Raw genomic sequence first — 19,869 nt, 5'->3', positions numbered from 1 at the left:
GGAAGGATCTCCCGTGGTCCACGCCTACATCCTCATCCAGACCGAGGTCGGCAAGGCCGCCCAGGTCGCCTCGACGATCAGCGAGATCAGCGGCGTCACCAGGGCCGAGGACGTCACCGGCCCGTACGACGTCATCGTCCGCGCCGAGGCCGAGACCGTCGACGACCTGGGTCGCCTGGTCGTCGCACGCGTGCAGTCGGTCGACGGGATCACCCGGACCCTGACGTGCCCGGTCGTCAACATCTGAGCGGACGCCGGGCGGACCCGCTGCGCCGGGTCGCGCTCCTGATCACGGCGATCACCGTCCCGGTGGTGATCGCGCTCGTCGTGCTCGTCAACGTCGCCGGCGACCGGGGCCGGCCGAGCTCGGCCGCCGGTCCGGCCGAGATCGACGGGGCCGCGCCCGTCCGGCCCGAGGACCTCCCGGTGCTGCCGCTGGACACCCCGCCGGTCACCCCGGAGGCGGAGGCATCGTGCCCGGCGCTCATGGCGAACCTGCCGCTCGAGCTGGCCGGGGAGCCCTCCCGCCGGGTGCAGTCCGACACCCCGTACGTCTACGCCTGGGGCGACCCGCCCGTGGTTCTCACCTGTGGCGTCGACCGCCCCGCCGGCTGGACCGTCGGGGCCTCGGCCATCCAGATCAACGGCGTGCAGTGGCACGTGGACACCAGCGATCCCGACACCACGGTGTGGACGGCGGTCGACCGGCCGGTCTACGTCGAGGTGCGGCTGCCCGCCGAGGTGGACAGCGCCCCGGTCACCGCCCTCACCATCCCGCTCGCCGAGGCGCTCCCCTACCAGGAGCCACGGCCCGCCCCCTGAGCGCTGCACCCGGCCGCCCCGTCCCCGACCGGACGTCATGCCGGGGGCAGCAGCGCCAGCTGCGCGTCCAGCACGGCGCCGACCTCGCGGACGGCGTCGTCGGCCGTCTCGGCCACCGCCGTCACCGACACGCTGAAGACGCCGTGCCAGCACCATGCGAACGCGGCGGGACCGGTGAGCCCGGCGTGCGGCACGGGAGCGTCCACGGTGAGCAACCGGCAGTTGCCGGGCAGCTCCGGCGGGTCCTCGCTCAGCGTGCCGCCGTAGAGCTCGGCGTCGTTGCGGGCCAGGTCCTCGGCGTAGGCCCGCGCCCCGGACCGCTGCTCGAACTGGTCGACGAAGAGCCCGGTCATCGGGCCGGACTCCCGGCCCCAGAAGCGTTCCCAGCCGAACCGGTAGCCGTAGCTGGCGAGGACAGCCCGTTCACGCGCCGGATCGGGGGCGTAGCCGGCGACGTCCTCCAGCCGCTTGGCCCCCGCCGGCGGCTCCACCTCGTCGTCAGGCAGCCGCGGCAGCCCCGAGGGCACCGCGGCCACCAGGAGCTGCTGGAGCTCGGCCGCGGTGGTCGGGCGGTCCGACGGCGCGGCGGCGGTCGGCACGCCGTCGACCGTGCGGCCGCAGCCGGGCACGAGCGACGCGGCGGCGAGGAGCACCGGGACGAGGACGGCGAGCCGGGACGGGGCGGCGAGCGCACCCCGGCGGGCGGCCGGCCGCCTCGCGGTCACCGGCCCGGCCGTGCGCCGTCGGCCAGCGCTCCCGCCACCAGCCGGTCGACCAGCTCGGCGAAGTCCACGCCGGTGGCCGCCCACATGCGGGCGAACATGGAGATCGGGGTGAACCCGGGCATGGTGTTCACCTCGTTGATCACCAGCCGGTCGGCACCGTCCGGACCGGTCCCCAGGAAGAAGTCGACCCGGGCCAGCCCCCGGCAGTCCAGCGCCAGGTAGGCCCGCCGGGCGGCATCTCGCACGGCGGCGATCCGGTCGGCCGAGAGGTCGGCGGGGATGTCGAACTCGGCGGCGTCGTCGAGGTACTTGGCCGCGAAGTTGTACCAGTCGACGCCGGGGCGCAGCCGGATCTCGGCCGGCAGGCTCGCCTCGGGGAGCCCCGACCCTCGTGCGGCCAGCACGCCGCACTCGATCTCCCGGCCGGGGATCGCCGCCTCGACGATCACTTTCGGATCGACCGCGGCGGCCTCGGCGACGGCGGCGGGGAACTGCGCCCAGTCGGTGACCTTCGTGATGCCGATGCTGGACCCGGCACGGGCCGGCTTGACGAAGACCGGCAGGCCGAGCCGTTCGCGCGCGGCGTCGTCGAGGACGGCGGGATCGGCGCAGACGGCCCCGTGCGCGTCCCGGAGGACGACGTGCGGCCCCTGGGGCAGGCCGGCGGCGGCCAGGAGCTTCTTGGTGAACTCCTTGTCCATCGACGCGGCGCTGGCGAACACGCCCGACCCCACGTAGGGCAGGCCGGTCATCTCCAGCAGCCCCTGGACGGTGCCGTCCTCGCCGAACGTCCCGTGCAGGACCGGGAAGACGACGTCGACCTCGGTGAGCACCTTCCCCACGGCCGCGCCGGCCTCCAGCACGGCCAGCCCCCGGGCCTCGGGGTCGCCGACCAGTGCGACCGCCGTGCCCGTGCGCACCTCGGGCAGCGTGCCGTCGCTGATGGTCAGCCGCTGGCCGGGGTCGGGCAGCAGCCAGCGACCGTCCCGCGCGATGCCCACCGGGACGACCTCGTACCGCTCGGGATCCAGCGCGGCCATGACGCTGCCGGCCGACACGCAGGAGATCGCGTGCTCCTCGCTGCGCCCCCCGAAGACGACCGCCACACGAACCCTGCCCGCCTGTCCGCTCATTGCCGCGACCCTAACCGAGGGCGCTCCGCCCGCCTCGCCGCGACGTCGGCACACGCCTCACCCCACCCGGCGCTGAGCGGTGTGGCAGCCTCGTCGCGTGCACGAGAACGCGGCCGGCACGACGGCCACCACCACCGCGGCCCCCGGGTTCTCCCGGCGGCTGCGGCTGGCCGGCGCCGCGGTGCACCTCTACACCGCCAGCGGATCGGTGCTCGGTCTGCTCATGGTGCTCGCGGCGGTGGAGGGCGACGTGGTCACCGCGCTGTGGCTCGTCCTGGCCACGCTGGTCATCGACGGGACCGACGGCATGCTGGCCCGCTGGGCACGGGTCAAGGAGACGATCCCGTGGTTCGACGGCGCGCGGATGGACGACATCGTCGACTACCTGACCTACACCTTCGCGCCCGTGGTGCTGCTCTGGGCGACCGACCGGCTGCCCGGCGGACCGGTGGGCTGGCTGCTCGCGGCGCTGCCGCTGCTGGCCTCCTGCTACCAGTTCTGCCGGACCGACGCGAAGACCGAGGACCACTACTTCCTGGGGTTCCCGAGCTACTGGAACGTCGCCGCCTTCTACCTGATCGTCCTGGACGTGGGGACCACCGGCGTCGCCGTGACGCTCGCCGTCCTGACCGTGCTGGTGTTCGTGCCGGTCAAGTACGTCTACCCGTCCCGCACCCGGACGCTGCGCAGCCTCAACCTGGCACTCGCCACCCTCTGGCTGGTCTCCTACGCGGTCCTGCTCGTCCAGTACCCGGACCCGCATCCCGTGGTCGTCGTCCTGAGCCTGGCGTACCTCGTCTACTACGCCGGCGTGAGCGTCTGGCTCACCGTGACCGGCGCCCGCCGCCGGCCCGGATCAGCCGAGAGCGTCGAGCGCGCCGGCTAGGTCGGCGACCAGGTCGGCGGTGTCCTCGATGCCGCAGGAGAACCGGACGAATCCGGCCGGCACGTCGTCTCCACCCCACTGCGCCCGCCGGTCGACGGTGCTGTGCACCCCGCCGAAGCTGGTCGCCGCCGCCCACAGCCGGCTGGCGCCGAGGAACCGGGAGACCGCCGCCTCGTCGGCCAGCTCCGCCGACACGACTCCGTTGGGCCGCAGCATCTGCCGGGAGGCCAGCGCGAACGACGGGTCACCGGCGCGCCACGGCCAGCGCAGGTTCGTAACCGCGGGATGCGCGGCGAGCACCTCCACGACGGCCGCCGCGTTGGCCGCCTGCCGGGCCAGCCGCAGGTCCAGCGTGCTCATCGACCGGTGGCCCAGCCACGCCTCGAACGGGCCCGGAGTGCTGCCGGTGCGGTCGCGGAAGCCCTTCACCCGCGCGTACAGCTCGTCGTCGGTCACGGTCACGTGCCCCAGCAGCACGTCGCTGTGCCCGGTCAGCGCCTTGGTGTCGCTGCCCACCGTGAGGTCGGCACCCAGGGCGAGCGGCCGCTGTCCCAGCGGCGTCGCCGTGGTGTTGTCGACGGCGACCAGTGCACCGGCCGCATGGGCCGCGTCGGCGACGGCGGCGATGTCGCAGACGTCGAGCTGCGGGTTGCTCGGCGTCTCCAGCAGGACCATGGACGCCCCGGCCAGCCCGCCCTCGGCGGCGAGCCGCCCGATCTCCGGCGTGGGCACGTACTGCGCGTCGATGCCGAACCGGGTCAGCTCCTCGGCGGCCAGCATGCGGGTCGCGTAGTAGCCGTCCGACGGCAGCACGACGCGGTCGCCGCTGCGCGCGCAGGCGAGGACGGCGGCGGTCAGCGCCGCCATCCCGGTGGCGAAGGACAGGCACCGGCCGCCGTCGAGCGCACCGACGGCGTCCTCGAAGTGCCGGAACGTCGGGTGCTCCGTCCGGGCGTAGGCGTCGGCCCCGCCGGCCCGCGGCGGCTGGTCACCGAGGTGGAAGGGTGCGGCGAACACCGGTGACGGCCGCAGCGGCGCCCCCGGCACCGCCGGATCCTCACCGACCCGGACGGCCCGCGTCCCGTCGCCGTAACCGTCCAGCTCTTCGCGACCCTGTCCGCTCATTCCGGCTTCGCCTCCCGCGACATGATCTCCCGCACCATCCGGCCCGGGGCCTCCCCCTCGTGGCACACCCGCACGACCGCCTCGGTGATCGGCACGTCGATGCCGTGCGCCCGGGCCAGGTCGAGCACCGAGCGGCAGCTCTTCACGCCCTCGGCGGTCTGCCGGGTGCTCGCCTGCACCTCCGAGACCGTCATCCCGCGGCCGAGCTTCTCCCCGAAGGTGCGGTTCCGGGACAGCGGCGAGCTGCACGTGGCCACGAGGTCGCCGAGCCCGGCCAGGCCGGCGAACGTGGTCAGCTCCGCGCCGAGCGCCAGGCCCAGGCGCGCGGTCTCGGCCAGACCCCGGGTCATCAGCGAGGCCCGGGTGTTGTCCCCGAATCCCAGCCCCTCGGCGATGCCGCAGGCCAGCGCGATGACGTTCTTCACCGCGCCACCGAGCTCGCAGCCGACCACGTCGGGATTGGTGTAGGGCCGGAAGTAGGGGGTGTGGCAGGCGGCCTGCAGCACGGCCGCGCGGTCGGCGTCGGAGCAGGCGATGACCGTGGCGGCCGGCTGCTCCTCGGCGATCTCCCGCGCCAGGTTCGGCCCGCTCAGCGCCGCCACCCGCTCCGGGCCTGCTCCGGTCACCTCGCAGATGACCTCGCTCATGCGCTTGGTGCTGCCGAGCTCGATGCCCTTCATCAGCGACAGCAGCGTCGCGTCCGGCGGCAGCAGGTCACGCCAGGAGGCCAGGTTGTCCCGCAGCGACTGCGACGGCACCGCCAGCACCACGACCCCGGCGTCCAGCAGCGCCTCGCCCGGGTCGGCGGTCGCCCGCAGCCGCTCCGGCAGCCGGACGCCGGGCAGGTAGTCGCGGTTCTCGCCGTCCTCGGTGATCGCCTTGGCCAGCTCCGCCCGCCGCGCGTGCAGCACGACCTCGCAGCCGGCGTCGGCGAGCACCTTGGCGAACGTCGTCCCCCAGGAGCCGGCACCGAGGACCGCGGCCCGCGTCAAGCCGCGCTCCCCGGCACGCCGCCGGGACGGTCGCGTCCGGGCCCCGGGTGGAACGTCGCCGGCGCCGGTTCTTCCCGCAGCTCAGCCAGCTGGTCGCGCACCCTCGACATCATCAGGTCCGTCACCTCCCGCAACAGCTTCCCGTCCAGCGGGCGGCCCCCCCGTACCTCTGCCCGGCGGGCGGAGAGGTCGATCGGCTTCCCGACGAGGTAGTCGGTGGGCGTGCGCACCCGCAGGTGCAGCTTCTTGGCGTGGTAGTCGTGCACCCGCTGCGGCCCCCACTGCGCCACCGGGAGGACGACGGCGTCCGTGGTCAGGGCGAGGTGCGCGGCGCCGGTCCGGGCCCGCATGGGCCACCAGTCGGAGTCGCGGGTGACCGAGCCCTCGGGGTAGATGACCACGAGGCCGCCGGCCCGCAGGTCTTCCTTGGCGGCGTCCAGGGACCCCCGTGCGGCGCTGGAGTACCGCGCCACCGGGATCTGCCCCGCCGCCCGCAGGATCGTCCCGGCGAGCCCCTGGAAGACCGCCTCCTTGGCCAGGAAGTGCGGGATGCGGCCGTGGTCGAAGACCAGCCGGGCGCAGGCGAGGGGGTCGAGCACCGAGAGGTGGTTGACCACCAGGAGCACCGGGCCGCGCACCGGGATCCGTCCGCCGTGGCGGTACCGCAGCCGGAACAGCAGCGCGGACACCGGGTAGATCACCAGGATGCACAGCCACAGCGCGGAGGAGATGGGCCCGCGGGTGGCCCATCTGCCGGGCCGGCGCGCGGCCGCGCGACCGCCTGCGGACTGCTCGGTCATCGCCCCGCCTCCCCTCTCCTGTGAGCAGCCCATGATCGACCCGTGCCGCCGCTCCCGGTGCACCGGGTCCCGGCCGGCGGTGCCTCCGGCGCCGGTGTGCTCACATTGTCGCCGTGTCCAGCTGGTCGGTCGTGGTCCCGGCGAAGCGGCTCGCCGTGGCCAAGACCCGGCTGCGCCCGCTCACCGGCGCGCCCGGTGGGGACCACGGTGCCCTGGTGCTCGCGCTGCTCGGCGACACGGTCGCGGCCGCGCTGGCCTGCCCACGGGTGGGGTCGGTCGTCGTCGTCACCGACGAGCCCGCGGCTGCCGACCTGGTTCAGGGCCTGGGCGCGCGCACCGTTCCCGACCGGCCCGACCGGGGGCTGAACCCGGCGCTCGAGCACGGCGCCGGGCTGGCCGGAGGCGCGGCCGTGGCGGCGCTCTCCTCGGACCTGCCCGCCCTGCGGCCGGACGAGCTCGCCGCGGCCCTCACGGCCGCGGAGGCGCGGGCGGGCGGGAGAGGTCGTTGCTTCGTCGCCGACTGGCAGGGCACCGGGACCACCCTGCTCACCGCCGTCGGCACCGCGCTGCGCCCCCGGTTCGGCCGCGGCTCGGCGCAGGAGCACCGCGGCGACGGGGCGGTGCCGTTGACCGGCGCCTGGCCGGGGCTGCTGCGCGACGTCGACGACCCCGCCGACCTGCGGGCGGCCCTGGAACTGGGCGCCGGGCCCCGGACCACCTCGCTGGTGCGGAGGTCGCCGACTCTCGCCGTCACCCTGGGTGCGGCACGATGACCAGGTGCCCAGCGAGAGCGCGTCCCCGACCAGCGACCTGCCCGCCGACCGATACCTGAACCGCGAACTGTCCTGGCTGGACTTCAACGCCCGGGTGCTCGAGCTCGCCGAGGACGACTCGCTGCCCCTGCTGGAGCGGGTCAAGTTCCTCGCGATCTTCGCCAGCAACCTCGACGAGTTCTTCATGGTGCGCATCGCCGGACTGAAGCGCCGGCAGAGCACCGGCCTCACCGTCCGCTCCCCCGACGGGCTCACCATCCGGGAGCAGCTCGAGCGGGTGACCGTGCGCACCCAGGAGCTCGTCGAGCGGCACTCCGACGTCTTCAACGAGGACGTGCTGCCGCGGCTGGAGGAGGCCGGCATCCGGATCGTCCACTGGGAGGACCTGCAGGACGACGCCGCCCGGCGGCTGCGGGACTACTTCCGCGACCAGGTGTTCCCGGTGCTCACGCCGCTGGCCGTCGATCCGGCGCACCCCTTTCCCTACATCAGCGGGCTGTCGCTGAACCTCGCCGTGTCGGTGCGCGACCCGGACACCAGCGCCCCCCGCTTCGCGCGGCTCAAGGTGCCCAACAACGTGCCCCGGTTCGTGCCGGTCGCCTCGCCGGATGACACAGCGACCTTCCTGCCGCTCGAGGACCTGATCGCCGCCCACCTGGGTCAGCTCTTCCCGGGGCTGGAGGTGCTCGACCACCACTTCTTCCGGGTCACCCGGAACGCCGACATGGAGGTGGAGGAGGACCGGGACGAGGACCTGCTGCAGGCGCTGGAGCGCGAGCTCGCCCGGCGCCGCTTCGGCCCGGCGGTGCGCCTCGAGGTGGGCGAGCCGATGGACCCCCGCATCCTCGAGGTCCTCATGTCGGAGCTGGAGGTCTCCCCCTCGGACGTGGTCCACGTGCCGGGACTGCTCGACCTGGCCTCGCTGCTCGCGCTCTACGACCTCGACCGCCCCGAGCTCAAGGACGAGCCCTTCGTGCCGGCGACGCACCCGCGGTTGAGCGAGGGTGAGACCCCCAAGAGCGTCTTCGCCACGCTGCGCGAGGGCGACGTCCTGCTCCACCACCCGTACCACTCCTTCGCCACGAGCGTGCAGCGCTTCATCGAGCAGGCCGCCGCAGACCCGAACGTGCTGGCCATCAAGCAGACGCTGTACCGGACCTCCGGCGACTCCCCCATCGTCAACGCGCTCATCGAGGCGGCGCAGGCGGGCAAGCAGGTCGTCGTCCTGGTGGAGATCAAGGCGCGCTTCGACGAGGAGGCCAACATCACCTGGGCCCGCTCGCTGGAGCGGGCCGGCTGCCACGTCGTCTACGGCCTGGTGGGGCTCAAGACCCACTGCAAGACGGCACTGGTGGTGCGGCGCGAGCAGGGCGTGATCCGGCGGTACTGCCACATCGGCACGGGCAACTACAACCCCAAGACCGCGCGGCACTACGAGGACCTCGGCATCCTCACCGCCGACCCACGGGTGGGCGCCGACCTCACCGACCTGTTCAACACGCTCACCGGCTACTCCCGCCAGACCAACTACCGCACCCTCATGGTGGCCCCGCACGGCATCCGCAACGGACTGCTCGAGAAGATCCGCCGGGAGGCGCGGCACGCCCGGGCGGGGCGCCCGGCCGGTATCCGGATCAAGGTGAACGCCCTGGTCGACGAGCGGCTCGTCGACGCGCTCTACGAGGCGTCGCGGGCCGGCGTCCCGGTGGAGCTGTTCATCCGCGGGATCTGCGCGCTGCGGCCCGGCGTCCCCGGGCTGTCGGAGACCATCCGGGTGCGCTCGATCGTCGGCCGGTTCCTCGAGCACTCGCGGGTCATCTCGTTCCACAACAACGGCGACCCGGAGTGGTGGATCGGCAGCGCCGACCTCATGCACCGCAACCTCGACCGCCGCGTCGAGGTGCTGCTGAGGGTCTGCGACGAGGCGTCGCGGACCCAGTTGGAGGAGTCCCTGTCGCCCGCCATGGCCCCGGGGGTGCGCAGCTGGGAGCTGCGCAGCGACGGGCAGTGGGAGCGGCTGGAGGGGCGGGACTACCAGGCCGAGCTGATGCGCCGGATCCATGAGCTCGCCGGCTGAGCCGCCGGTGATCGCCGCCGCGGGCGGGGTCGTGTGGCGCCCGGCCGACGGCGGCGGCATCGAGGTCGCGGTGGTCCATCGCGCCCGCTACGACGACTGGTCGCTGCCCAAGGGGAAGCTGGACGCGGGCGAGCACGCGCTCGGCGCGGCGCACCGCGAGGTGGTCGAGGAGACCGGGCTGGAGGTGGTCGTAGGCCGTCGCGGGCCGACCACCCGCTACGCCGTGGCCGGGGCGACCAAGCGGGTCGACTACTGGCTCATGCGCTACGTGGGCGGGCGCTTCGTCCCCAACGACGAGGTCGACGAGCTGCGCTGGCTGCCGGCCGACGACACCGCCGCGCTGGTCACGCACGGGCACGACCGGCTGGTGATCGCCGACGCCGCGCGCACCGACGTCCCGCGCGAGGTGACCCTGCTGCTGGTGCGGCACGGCCGCGCCGGCCACAGGCACGAGTTCGAGGGCCCGGACGCGCTGCGGCCGCTGGACGGCAAGGGACGGCGGCAGGCGCAGCGCCTGGCCGAGGCACTGCCGCTCTTCAACCCCGAGGCGGTCACCTCGGCACCGCCGCTGCGCTGCCGTTCGACGGTGGAGCCCCTTGCGGAGCGGATCGGCCTGGGCGTGCACGACCGACCCGAACTCGGCGAGGAGCGATTCGCGGAGGACCCGCAGGCTGCGCTCACCGCCCTCGAGCGGCTGTTCGTGCCCCGGGCCGGCCCCGGCGTCACCGTGGTCTGCAGCCAAGGCGGCGTCATCCCGTCGCTGCTGCAGGCCCTCGGGGTGCACGGCCACGACGTCCCGGGCCTGCCGCCGCCGGCCGCCAAGGGAAGCGTGTGGGCCCTCGGCGGCCGACCCGGTGCGCTGGTGGCCGACTACTACCGCGACTTCGAGCCGGACGCCGGCGTCCCGCACCGTCGGGCATAGGAAGCTATGCCTACGTCCTGGGGGGCAAGAGCGTAGGCATAGCTTCCTATGCCTGGGGTGGCGCCGGGGTCACCTCACCGGCAGCGCCGTCGGCAGCCAGGCCCGACGGCGGGCCTCGAAGGCCTCGATGTCGTCGAGGTGCCGCTCGGTCAGCCCCACGTCGTCCAGGCCCTCGAGCAGCCGCCACCGGGTGTAGTCGTCGGCCTCGAACGGGACGGTCGCGCTCTGCCCGCCCCCCAGGGAGTAGGTGACCTCCTTGGCCTGCAGGTCGACCGTCACCTGCATCGTCGGATCGGTCTCGATCGCGGCCCACAGCTTTTCGACCTCGGCCTGCGTCATGACCACGGTGAGCAGCCCGGACTTGGTCGAGTTGTTCTTGAAGATGTCGGCGAAGCGCGAGGAGATGACCACCCGGAAGCCGCCGTCGAGCAGCGCCCAGACTGCGTGTTCCCGGGAGGACCCGGTGCCGAAGTCGGGGCCGGCGACCAGGATCGAGGCGTCGGCGTACTCCGGCTGGTTGAGGACGAAGTTCGGCTCGTTCGTGCGCCAGGCGACGAACAGGCCGTCCTCGAAGCCGGTGCGGGTGATCCGCTTCAGGTACTCGGCGGGGATGATCTGGTCGGTGTCGACGGCGCTGCGGCGCAGCGGTGCCGCGGTACCGGTGTGCGTGGTGAAGGCGTCCATGGCTCAGGCTCCGATCAGGTCGGCTGGGGCGGTCAGGCGGCCGGTGAGCGCGGTGGCCGCCGCCACCGACGGCGACACCAGGTGGGTGCGCCCGCCCTTGCCCTGGCGGCCCTGGAAGTTGCGGTTGCTGGTCGAGGCCGACCGCTCCCCCGGCTTGAGCTGGTCGGGGTTCATGCCCAGGCACATGGAGCAGCCGGCACCGCGCCACTCCGCCCCGGCCTCGACGAACACCTTGTCCAGCCCCTCGGCCTCGGCCTGGCTCTTGACGCCGACCGAGCCGGGGACGACGAGCATCCGCGTGCTCGGGTCGATGTGCTTTCCGCGCAACAGGTCGGCGGCGACCCGCAGGTCCTCGATCCGGCCGTTGGTGCATGAGCCGAGGAAGACGGTGTCGACCTCGATATCGGTCAGCGGGGTGCCCGGGGTCAGCCCCATGTAGGCCAGCGCCTGCTCGGCGGTACGGCGCTCGCCCTCGTCGGCGATCTGGGCCGGGTCGGGCACCCGCTCGCTGATCGGCAGGCCCTGTCCCGGGTTCGTGCCCCAGGTGACGAACGGCGTCAGCGACGAGGCGTCCAGCACGATCTCGGCGTCGAAGACCGCGCCGTCGTCGGTGCGCAGCGTCGACCAGTACTCGACCGCGGCGTCCCAGTCGGCGTCCTGCGGGGCGTGCGGGCGGCCCTGCAGGAAGTCGGAGGTGGTCCGGTCCGGAGCGATCAGACCGGCCTTGGCGCCGGCCTCGATCGACATGTTGCAGATCGTCATCCGGGCCTCCATCGACAGCGCCTCGATGGCGCTGCCGCGGTACTCGATGACATGGCCGGCGGCACCGTTGGTGCCGATCTGCGCGATGACGGCCAGGATGATGTCCTTCGCCGAGACGCCGGGGGCCAGCTCGCCGTCCACGGTGACCGACATCTGCTTCGGGCGGTACTGCGGCAGCGTCTGGGTGGCCAGCACGTGCTCGACCTCGCTGGTGCCGATGCCGAACGCCAGCGCTCCGAAGGCGCCGTGGGTGGAGGTGTGGCTGTCGCCGCAGACGATCGTCATGCCCGGCTGGGTCAGGCCCAGCTGCGGGCCGATGACGTGCACGATGCCCTGGTCGCGGTCGCCCATCGGCGCGAGGCGGATGCCGAACTCGGCGGCGTTCTTCCGCAGGGCCTCGACCTGCGCGCGGCTGACCGGGTCGGCGATGGGCGCCAGGATGTCCAGCGTCGGGACGTTGTGGTCCTCGGTGGCCATCGTGAGCTCGGGGCGGCGGACCGTGCGCCCGGCCGCCCGCAGGCCGTCGAAGGCCTGCGGGCTGGTGACCTCGTGCACGAGGTGCAGGTCGATGTAGAGCAGGTCGGGCTCGCCGTCGGTGCGGCGCACGACATGGGCGTCGTAGACCTTCTCGGCCAGGGTCTTCGGCACGGTCTCGTCCCCTTCGGGTGACTGGTCGATCCCGGAGTAGCTGTCCCACTCTGCGGGATGCAAGTATTGCTGTGTGGGACAGCCTAACCCGGTAGCGGTCTTGGACAAAGCGGTCTCGATCCTGCACGCCGTCGCGCAGGAGCCGGCGACACTCGCGGAGCTCGTCGCGCGCACCGGTCTGCCCCGGGCCACGGCCCACCGGCTGGCCGTCGCGCTGGAGGGCCACCGCCTGGTGCGCCGCACCGACGGCGGCAGCTGGGCACCCGGTCCCGCGCTCGCCGAGCTCGGGCGCGGCACCGCGGACGTCGGCGAGATCGCGGCACGACATCTGGTCACCCTGCGCGACGCCACCGGCGAGAGCGCCCAGTTCTACGTGCGCGACGGCGCCACCCGCGTCTGCGTCGCCGCGGCCGAGCGCACCAGCGGACTGCGGGACACCGTGCCGGTGGGCGCGCGGCTGCCCATGACCGCGGGCTCGGCCGCGCATGCCCTGCTGGCCTTCATGCCCGTCGACGAGGTCAACCGGCTACTGCCCAACGCCAGCTTCACCGCCCGAACGCTGCTCGACGTCCGCCGGCGCGGCTGGGCGCACAGCGTGGCCGAGCGCGAGCCCGGGGTGGCCTCGCTGTCCGCGCCGGCGCGTGACGCGACCGGGGCGGTGCTCGGCGCGGTCTCGATCTCCGGACCGGTGGAGCGACTGGGCCGCCGGCCCGGCGCCGAGGTCATCGGCGCGGTGCTCGACGCCTCCGCGGCGATCTCCCGCGCCGCCCGCTGATCCGCCCGGACCGGGGAGAGCCCCCGGCCGGGAGGCCGGGGGCTCTCGGTCACGTAGCCCCGAAGGGATTCGAACCCTCGCTACCGCCGTGAGAGGGCGGCGTCCTGGGCCGCTAGACGACGGGGCCGGACGACGGACATCTTGCCATGACCGAGGAGCAGCTCGTCACGGGGGTCCCGGAACGGCGAGAGCCCCCGGCCGGAAGGCCGGGGACTCTCGGTCACGTAGCCCCGAAGGGATTCGAACCCTCGCTACCGCCGTGAGAGGGCGGCGTCCTGGGCCGCTAGACGACGGGGCCGTGCTGTATCACCGCTGTACTGCAAGAGGAACCAGGCTCCTCGCTGGGGTACCAGGACTCGAACCTAGACTAACGGAACCAGAAACCGTCGGGCTGCCAATTACCCCATACCCCATGGGCGGCACCTCGCGGTGCCGGAGAAGACTCTACCCGACGCTCACGGAGCGGGTTGCACCACCCCCGTCCGGCGGGTCAGTGCGCCGGAGCGGGCTCCGGCGCGGGCGGCCGCAGATCCATCGCCGAGGTACGCGTCTCCGGCTGCGCGCCCCGACGCCACCACGCGACCAGCGCTACGTAGCCCCCGAGGCCGGCCAGGCCGATCGCGGCCGGTACGGGGCCGGACAGCGCCGCCGCCACCACCGCGGGTCCCAGCAGTCCGGCCAGCAGCAGCACCAGCACGTCGGTGACGACGTGCAGCGCGATCGCCGCTTCCAGCCCGCCGGTCAGCACCACGACCACCGAGGCGGCCAGGCCGAAGGCGAAGCGCGCGAGGAACGTGGGCAGATCCGGCGGCAGGTGGACCAGCGAGAACAGGGCTGCGGTGACCACTGCGGCCGCGACCGCACCCGCCGTGCGGCTGGCGGCCCAGCCGGCGACCGCCTGGCTGAGGTACCCGCGGAACAGGTACTCCTCGGCCGCGGCCCGCACCGGGGTGGTCAGCAGGACGACGACGAGCAGCCAGCCCCACGACCGGACCGGTCCCTCGATCTCACCGCCCCCGGCGGGAACGGATACGAGCACCAACAGTCCTAGGACGGTCCCGGCAGCGAGCGTCGCCAGCAGGACCAGCCGGGGCAGCAGCCGCCGGCGCAGCCGTGCGCGCACCGACGACGACCACCCCGGCCGCATGCCGTGCGCCACCGCCCACGCCAACCAGACCACCGGTACCGCGACGGCGAGGGTGGCGTTGGTGAGCAGCAGGACGACCGGGTCGGTCGCGCCGAGCAGGGAGAAGGCGGGGCGGACGCCGGTGAGGATGCCCACCACGCCGAGCAGCGCGCCGATCACCACGGCGGCCACGCCCAGCAGCCCGAGCCCCGCCAGCGGCCGCCACCACGCCCAGTCCCGGGCGCGCATGGCGAGCAGGTAGAGCCGGGGCTCGTCGTGCGGAGGCGTACCCGGAGGCGGGGGCCAGACGACCGGCGCCGGGGCGGTGCCGCCTGCCTGGGGCCACGGGCTGAGCGGGAACCGTCCCGGCTCCGGGCGCAGCGTCGGCGGCGGGCCGGCGTAGGGAGCTCCAACCGGCCGGCCACCCGGCCCCGGCGGGGTCATCCCGCGGTGGCGACCGCGCGAGCCGCGGCCAGCCGCGCCAGCGTGCGTTCCCGGCCCAGCAGCTCCATCGACTCGTACAGCGGCGGGGACACCGTCCGGCCGCTCACCGCGACGCGCACCGGCCCGAAGGCCTGCCGCGGCTTGCGGCCCAGGCCCTCGACCAGCGCCTCCTTCAGCGCCTGCTCGATGGCGGGGGTGGTCCACTCGGGGAGATCGCCCAGCGCGGCCGTCGCCGCATCGAGCACCTCGACGGCGGCCTCGCCGGCCAGCTGCTTCTCGGCCGCTGCGGGCTCGATCTCGACCTCGTCGACGAACAGGAAGCCCAGCAGGCCCACCGCCTCCGACAGCACCACCATGCGCTCCTGCGCCAGCGGCGCGATCGCCGCCAGCACGGCGGCCTGCTCCGCCGTCGGCGGCTCGGCGACGAGGCCCGCGCCGGCCAGGTACGGGGCCACCCGCTCGGTGAACTCCTCCACCGGCAGCGCACGCAGGTGCGTGGCGTTGATCGCCTCGGCCTTCTTGAGGTCGAAGCGCGCCGGGTTGGCGCTCACGCGGGTGACGTCGAAGGCCTCGACCAGCTCCGCCGTCGAGAAGATGTCCCGGTCCTCGGCGATCGACCAGCCCAGCAGCGCCAGGTAGTTGACCAGGCCTTCCGGCAGGAAGCCGCGATCCCGGTAGACGTCCAGGTTCGAGGTCGGGTCGCGCTTGGACAGCTTCTTGGTGCCCTCACCGGTCACCAGCGGCAGGTGCCCGAAGCGCGGGGTGACCGATGCGACGCCGATGTCGGTCAGCGCGCCGTAGAGGGCCAGCTGCCGGGGCGTGGACGGCAGCAGGTCCTCGCCGCGCAGCACGTCGGTGATGCCCATCAGTGCGTCGTCCACCGGGTTGACGAACGGGTAGAGCGGCGCACCGGTGCCGCGCACCAGCACGAAGTCGGGCACCGCGCCGGCGGCGAATCGCACCTCCCCGCGCACGAGGTCGGTCCAGACGAGGTCCTCGTCCGGCATGCGCAACCGCAGCACCGGCTGGCGGCCCTCGTCCCGGAAGGCCGCCTTCTGCGCGTCGGTCAGGTTCCGGTCGTGGTTGTCGTAGCCGAGCTTCGGGTCCTGGCCGGCCGCCCGCCGGCGGACGTCGATCTCCTCGTTGGTCGAGAACGACTCGTAGGCGTGCCCGGACTCGAGCAGCTTCGCCGCCACCTCGCGGTAGACGTCGTGCCGCTCCGACTGGCGGTAGGGGCCGTGCGGCCCGCCGACCTCGGGGCCTTCGTCCCAGTCCAGGCCCAGCCACCTCAGGCTGTCGAGCAGGTGCCGGTAGGACTCCTCGGAGTCCCGCGCGGCGTCGGTGTCCTCGATGCGGAAGACGAACGTCCCGCCCGAGTGGCGGGCGTGGGCCCAGTTGAACAGGGCCGTCCGGATCAGTCCGACGTGGACCAGCCCGGTCGGTGACGGGCAGAAGCGGGTGCGCACCGTCACCGGGCGCCACCGGCGGTGGAGACGGCCTCGGCCTCGGTCACCGTGTTGGGAAGCGTGCCGAGCCCCTGGATCGTGACCGTGACCGTCTGGCCCGGGCGGATCGGACCCACGCCCGACGGCGTACCGGTGAGCACGACGTCACCGGGCAGCAGGGTCATCACCTGGGAGATGTAGGAGATGAGCGTGGGGATGTCGAAGAGCAGCTGGCTGGTGCGGCCGGACTGGCGGCGCTCACCGTCGACGTCGCAGGTGACCTCGAGATCGGCGACGTCCAGACCGATGCCGGGCAGGTCGGTCTCGATCCACGGACCCAGCGGGCAGAAGGAGTCGAAGCCCTTGGCCCGGGTCCACTGCCCGTCGCTCTTCTGCATGTCCCGCTCGGTCACGTCGTTGCCGATCGTGTAGCCGAACACGCTGCCCGGCGCCTGCTCCGGCGTCACGTTGCGCGCGCCACGTGCACCGATGACGACGGCGAGCTCTGCCTCGTGGTGCACGTTCGTGCTGCCCGGCGGGATGCGGATGGCGTCGCCGGGGCCGATGACCGACGTGGAGGGCTTGAGGAACAGCAGGGGCTGCTTCGGGGCGTCCCCGGTGTTCATCTCCTTGATGTGCTCGGCGTAGTTCTTGCCGACGCACACGACCTTGCTCGGCAGGATCGGCGAGAGCAGCCGGACGTCGGCCTGCGCGAAGCGCGTACCGGTGAAGGAGATCTGGCCGAAGGGGTGGCCCTCGATCTGGGCGACCTGGCCGTCTCCGTCGAGGACGCCGAAGGACATGCCCTGCGGGGAGGCGAAACGAACGATGCGCACGATCCGACACTAGTCGCCGGGCGGCGGGGCGCCTCCCGGCCTAGCGTCTGGCCATGGCCTGCCGCTTCTCCGAGCTCGTCGTCGACAGCCGGAACCCCGAGGCGCTGGCCGCCTTCTGGGCGGCGGTGCTGGACTACCGGGTGCTCGGCCGGGAGGAGAACGGGGAGGTCGAGATCGGGCCCGAGGCGGGTTTCGGCGGGCCGGCGCCCACGCTCGTCTTCCAGCCGGTCGCCGACCCGACCCCCGGCAAGGTGCGGCTGCACATCGATCTCAGCCCCACCGACCGGGACCAGGACGCCGAGCTGCAGCGGCTGCTCGACCTGGGCGCGACGCCGGCCGACGTCGGTCAGTCCGGTGACGAGAGCTTCCACGTCTTGGCCGATCCCGAGGGCAACGAGTTCTGCCTGCTGAGGACCCGGCTCGACCCGTAACCGGGTGGATCGGTCGCGGGGGCCGGGGGTCGGAGGCTCCGCCAAGCAGTGGACGGCAATTGGCCGCGGTGTCGGCCGGAGGCCGACAATGTCACCGTGATCCTCATCGTCGTGAAGTTCCCCGTCCGCCCCGACCGCGCCGACGAATGGGCCGGGCTGGCCGCCGACTACGCCCGAGCGGTGAACGCCGAGGAGGGCTCGCTGTTCTTCGAGTGGTCCCGGAGCCTCGAGGAGCCGGACACGTTCGTCTGCGTCGAGGGCTTCCGGGACGCCGCCGCCGGCGGGGCGCACGTGGCCACCGACGCCTTCAAGCGTTTCGTCGACCGGGCGCCGGAGCTGGTGGCGGCCCAGCCGCAGATCATCTACGTGGATGCGCCCGACGTCTCCGGCTGGGCCCCGATGGGGGAGATCCAGCCGCGCTGACCCTCGGTCGTGCGCCGCTTTCCGCTATGCGTCGCCCCGCTACGGGTCGTCGCAGGCTGGAGTCGAACGGCCCGCCGTCGGGACACTCCCCGGCGTAGGCGTCGAGATCCAGCGACGGCAGCGGGGCTCAGCCGCTCGAACGTCGTCGCCCGCTACGGCTGAGGACGGCGCAGGACGGCGTAGGTGAGCGCGTCCACCAGGGCGTGCCACGACGCCTCGACGATGTTGGCGTGCACCCCGACGGTGGTCCACTCCCCCACCCCGTCGGTGGTGTCGATGAGCACCCGGGTGGTGGCGCTCGTGCCCCCCCTCCAGCCCAGGATGCGCACCTTGTAGTCGGCCAGCGCGACGTCGGCCAGTTGCGGGTAGCGGCTCACCAGCGCCTGCCGTAGCGCGTTGTCCAGCGCGTTGACCGGGCCGTTGCCCTCACCGGTGCTGATGATCCGCTGCCCGTCGACGTGCACCTTCACCGTGGCTTCGCTGACCACCACGCCGTTGCCCCAGTGCTCCACCGACGTCCGGTAGCTCTCCAGCTCGAACAGCGGCGGCGGGGCCTCGGGCAGCTGGGACCGCAGCAGCAGCTCGAAGGAGGCATCGGCCGCCTCGAAGGACCAGCCGTCGGCCTCCAGGACCTTCACCTGGTCGACGACCCGGCCGACGGCGTCGGCCTGGCCGGCGAGGTCCACACCGAGCTCCCGGCCCTTGAGCTCGACCGACGCCCGGCCGGCCATCTCGGTGACCAGGATGCGCATGTCGTTGCCCACGACGGCGGGCTCGAGGTGGTTGTACAACCCCGGGCTGACCTTGATGGCGCTGGCGTGCAGACCCGCCTTGTGCGCGAACGCCGAGGCCCCCACGTAGGGCTGGTGGTCGTCGGGGGCGATGTTGGCCAGCTCCGCGATGGCGTGGCTGACCCGCTGCAGCTCCGGCAGGCACTCGGCCGGCACCGCGGGGATACCCATCTTGGTGACCAGGTTGGCGACCAGCACGAAGGTGTCGGCGTTGCCCGCCCGCTCCCCGTAGCCGTTCGCCGTGCCCTGCACGTGGGTCACCCCGGCCTCGACCGCGGCGAGGGTGTTGGCGACGGCGCAGCCGGTGTCGTCCTGGCAGTGGATGCCGAGCTTCCCGCTGGTGCGCGCCCGCACGTCGGCGACGACCCGCCCGACGCCCATCGGCAGCATGCCGCCGTTGGTGTCGCACAGGACGCCGACCTCCGCGCCCGCGGCGAACGCCGCGTCCAGCACCTGCACGCCGTACTCAGGGTCGGCGGCGTAGCCGTCGAAGAAGTGCTCGCAGTCGACGAACACCCGCCGGCCGTGCCCGACCAGGAAGGCGACGGTGTCGGCCACCATCGCCAGGTTCTCCTCCAGCGTGGTGCGCAGCGCCTCCCGCACGTGCCGGACGTCGGACTTGGCCACCAGGCACACCACCGGGGTCTGCGCGTCCAGCAGGGCCTGCACCTGGACGTCGTCCTCCACCGCGACCCCGGCCTTGCGGGTCGAGCCGAACGCGACCAGCTGCGCGTGCTTCAACTGCAGCTCGGTGCGCGCCCGGGCGAAGAACTCGGTGTCCTTGGGCAGGGCGCCGGGCCATCCGCCCTCGATGTAGCCGACCCCGATCTCGTCGAGCAGGCGGGCCACCGCGAGCTTGTCGGCGACCGAGTAGCTGACCCCCTCCCGCTGCGCGCCGTCGCGCAGCGTCGTGTCGAAGACGTGGAAGCCGGTGCTGGTCATGGGATCTCCGCGGGAAGGTGGGCCCGAACACGAAAAAGACCCCCCGGGTACGGGAGGTCGGCGCGCAGTCGGGAGGGACTGCGCGCTAGGCGATGATGGTCGTGCATCGGACAGACATCACCGTCGAGTAGACCACGGACAGCCGCGTCCACGGACGTCGGCATGGCCGGGTCCGTGGACGGGTTGCCGACCGAGGGCCGATGCCGGGAAGGGACCCGGCGACCGGAAGGTCGGGCCTACTACGCAACGCGGAGCTCGAGCCGGTGTGCGGCGTCGACCAGCCGTCCTCGACGACGGCGCGACCGAA

Annotated in this window: 20 protein-coding genes and 3 tRNA genes; 9 read left to right on the top strand and 14 right to left on the bottom strand. The window is 73.4% G+C overall.

All coding sequences use genetic code 11. The annotated features are described in order from the left end of the window. The first annotated feature begins 13 nt into the window (after positions 1-13). Together QOZ86_RS14530 and QOZ86_RS14525 are read left to right on the top strand one after the other, a co-directional pair. The gene (locus tag QOZ86_RS14530) at positions 14-247 is read left to right on the top strand and encodes an Lrp/AsnC ligand binding domain-containing protein (protein WP_091765104.1); all 234 of its coding nucleotides are present in this window, start codon (positions 14-16) and stop codon (positions 245-247) included. Then, entirely contained in the window at positions 226-822 is a 597-nt protein-coding gene (locus tag QOZ86_RS14525; protein ID WP_284492691.1) for a DUF3515 domain-containing protein, read from the top strand. Before QOZ86_RS14530 ends, QOZ86_RS14525 begins: the two co-directional genes overlap by 22 nt. A 35-nt stretch (positions 823-857) precedes the next feature. Here QOZ86_RS14525 and QOZ86_RS14520 read toward each other — a convergent pair whose 3' ends face one another. Next, entirely contained in the window at positions 858-1,547 is a 690-nt protein-coding gene (locus tag QOZ86_RS14520; RefSeq protein ID WP_284492690.1) for a hypothetical protein, read from the bottom strand. Then, positions 1,544-2,680: a D-alanine--D-alanine ligase family protein gene (locus QOZ86_RS14515; RefSeq protein WP_284492689.1), complete on the bottom strand. Its 1,137-nt coding sequence runs from the start codon at positions 2,678-2,680 to the stop codon at positions 1,544-1,546. Before QOZ86_RS14515 ends, QOZ86_RS14520 begins: the two co-directional genes overlap by 4 nt. A gap of 97 nt (positions 2,681-2,777) precedes the next feature. On the opposite strand from QOZ86_RS14515, the gene QOZ86_RS14510 reads away from it, so the two are divergent. Beyond that, a complete protein-coding gene (locus QOZ86_RS14510) occupies positions 2,778-3,566 on the top strand; it encodes a CDP-alcohol phosphatidyltransferase family protein (protein WP_284492688.1) in 789 nt (262 codons plus the stop codon). Here the strand turns inward: QOZ86_RS14510 and QOZ86_RS14505 are convergent. The 3 genes from QOZ86_RS14505 to QOZ86_RS14495 are packed head-to-tail and all read right to left on the bottom strand — an operon-like array spanning position 3,537 to position 6,483. Continuing rightward, entirely contained in the window at positions 3,537-4,691 is a 1,155-nt protein-coding gene (locus QOZ86_RS14505) for a cystathionine gamma-lyase (protein ID WP_284492687.1), read from the bottom strand. The two genes, QOZ86_RS14510 and QOZ86_RS14505, sit on opposite strands and share 30 nt — an antisense overlap. Next, positions 4,688-5,683 (bottom strand): NAD(P)H-dependent glycerol-3-phosphate dehydrogenase, encoded by a 996-nt coding sequence (locus tag QOZ86_RS14500; RefSeq protein WP_284492686.1) that lies wholly within the window; start codon positions 5,681-5,683, stop codon positions 4,688-4,690. The genes QOZ86_RS14505 and QOZ86_RS14500 overlap by 4 nt, the downstream gene beginning before the upstream one ends. Then, positions 5,680-6,483 (bottom strand): lysophospholipid acyltransferase family protein, encoded by an 804-nt coding sequence (locus QOZ86_RS14495; protein ID WP_284492685.1) that lies wholly within the window; start codon positions 6,481-6,483, stop codon positions 5,680-5,682. Before QOZ86_RS14495 ends, QOZ86_RS14500 begins: the two co-directional genes overlap by 4 nt. Positions 6,484-6,596: 113 nt before the next feature. Between QOZ86_RS14495 and cofC the strand changes: the two genes are divergently transcribed. Genes cofC through QOZ86_RS14480 form a run of 3 tightly spaced genes read left to right on the top strand, consistent with a single transcriptional unit; the run spans position 6,597 to position 10,255 of the window. Further along, positions 6,597-7,256 carry a 2-phospho-L-lactate guanylyltransferase gene (gene cofC / locus QOZ86_RS14490; RefSeq protein WP_284492684.1) on the top strand — a complete coding sequence of 220 codons (660 nt, stop codon included), beginning with the start codon at positions 6,597-6,599 and terminating at the stop codon, positions 7,254-7,256. 4 nt (positions 7,257-7,260) lie between these two features. Continuing rightward, on the top strand, positions 7,261-9,333 hold the full coding sequence (locus QOZ86_RS14485) for an RNA degradosome polyphosphate kinase (RefSeq protein WP_284492683.1): 2,073 nt from the start codon (positions 7,261-7,263) through the stop codon (positions 9,331-9,333). Further along, a complete protein-coding gene (locus QOZ86_RS14480; RefSeq protein ID WP_284492682.1) occupies positions 9,317-10,255 on the top strand; it encodes an NUDIX hydrolase in 939 nt (312 codons plus the stop codon). Before QOZ86_RS14485 ends, QOZ86_RS14480 begins: the two co-directional genes overlap by 17 nt. A 69-nt stretch (positions 10,256-10,324) precedes the next feature. On the opposite strand, the gene leuD is transcribed toward QOZ86_RS14480, so the two are convergent. Together leuD and leuC are read right to left on the bottom strand one after the other, a co-directional pair. Continuing rightward, entirely contained in the window at positions 10,325-10,939 is a 615-nt protein-coding gene (gene leuD / locus QOZ86_RS14475) for a 3-isopropylmalate dehydratase small subunit (RefSeq protein WP_284492681.1), read from the bottom strand. A 3-nt stretch (positions 10,940-10,942) separates the two neighbouring features. Then, positions 10,943-12,412, bottom strand: a complete 1,470-nt coding sequence (leuC, locus tag QOZ86_RS14470; RefSeq protein WP_284492680.1) for a 3-isopropylmalate dehydratase large subunit — start codon at positions 12,410-12,412, stop codon at positions 10,943-10,945. 37 nt (positions 12,413-12,449) lie between these two features. On the opposite strand from leuC, the gene QOZ86_RS14465 reads away from it, so the two are divergent. Beyond that, entirely contained in the window at positions 12,450-13,124 is a 675-nt protein-coding gene (locus tag QOZ86_RS14465; protein ID WP_284492679.1) for an IclR family transcriptional regulator, read from the top strand. 54 nt (positions 13,125-13,178) lie between these two features. Here QOZ86_RS14465 and QOZ86_RS14460 read toward each other — a convergent pair. The 6 genes from QOZ86_RS14460 to QOZ86_RS14435 all read right to left on the bottom strand — a co-directional run bounded on the left by QOZ86_RS14460 (position 13,179) and on the right by QOZ86_RS14435 (position 16,975). After that, a tRNA-Glu gene (locus QOZ86_RS14460) sits at positions 13,179-13,251 on the bottom strand. Positions 13,252-13,349: 98 nt separating this feature from the next. Then, positions 13,350-13,422 (bottom strand) — tRNA-Glu (locus QOZ86_RS14455). Between the two features lie 43 nt (positions 13,423-13,465). After that, positions 13,466-13,537 (bottom strand) — tRNA-Gln (locus QOZ86_RS14450). 77 nt (positions 13,538-13,614) lie between these two features. Beyond that, the gene (locus tag QOZ86_RS14445; protein WP_284492678.1) at positions 13,615-14,694 is read right to left on the bottom strand and encodes a CPBP family intramembrane glutamic endopeptidase; all 1,080 of its coding nucleotides are present in this window, start codon (positions 14,692-14,694) and stop codon (positions 13,615-13,617) included. Further along, positions 14,691-16,166 (bottom strand): glutamate--tRNA ligase, encoded by a 1,476-nt coding sequence (gltX, locus tag QOZ86_RS14440; protein ID WP_284492677.1) that lies wholly within the window; start codon positions 16,164-16,166, stop codon positions 14,691-14,693. Before gltX ends, QOZ86_RS14445 begins: the two co-directional genes overlap by 4 nt. After that, the gene (locus tag QOZ86_RS14435) at positions 16,163-16,975 is read right to left on the bottom strand and encodes a fumarylacetoacetate hydrolase family protein (protein ID WP_284492676.1); all 813 of its coding nucleotides are present in this window, start codon (positions 16,973-16,975) and stop codon (positions 16,163-16,165) included. Before QOZ86_RS14435 ends, gltX begins: the two co-directional genes overlap by 4 nt. 53 nt (positions 16,976-17,028) lie before the next feature. On the opposite strand from QOZ86_RS14435, the gene QOZ86_RS14430 reads away from it, so the two are divergent. Further along, on the top strand, positions 17,029-17,406 hold the full coding sequence (locus tag QOZ86_RS14430) for a VOC family protein (protein ID WP_284492675.1): 378 nt from the start codon (positions 17,029-17,031) through the stop codon (positions 17,404-17,406). A gap of 96 nt (positions 17,407-17,502) precedes the next feature. Beyond that, positions 17,503-17,829 carry a putative quinol monooxygenase gene (locus tag QOZ86_RS14425; RefSeq protein ID WP_284492674.1) on the top strand — a complete coding sequence of 109 codons (327 nt, stop codon included), beginning with the start codon at positions 17,503-17,505 and terminating at the stop codon, positions 17,827-17,829. A gap of 152 nt (positions 17,830-17,981) precedes the next feature. Here QOZ86_RS14425 and cimA read toward each other — a convergent pair whose 3' ends face one another. Then, complete coding sequence (gene cimA / locus QOZ86_RS14420; protein WP_284492673.1) at positions 17,982-19,562, bottom strand: citramalate synthase; 1,581 nt, start codon at positions 19,560-19,562, stop codon at positions 17,982-17,984. Positions 19,563-19,869 lie beyond the last annotated feature (307 nt).

Source organism: Blastococcus capsensis, from assembly GCF_030165005.1.
Classification (GTDB): Bacteria; Actinomycetota; Actinomycetes; order Mycobacteriales; family Geodermatophilaceae; genus Blastococcus; species Blastococcus capsensis.
This window is presented reverse-complemented; position numbering and strand designations above follow the sequence as displayed.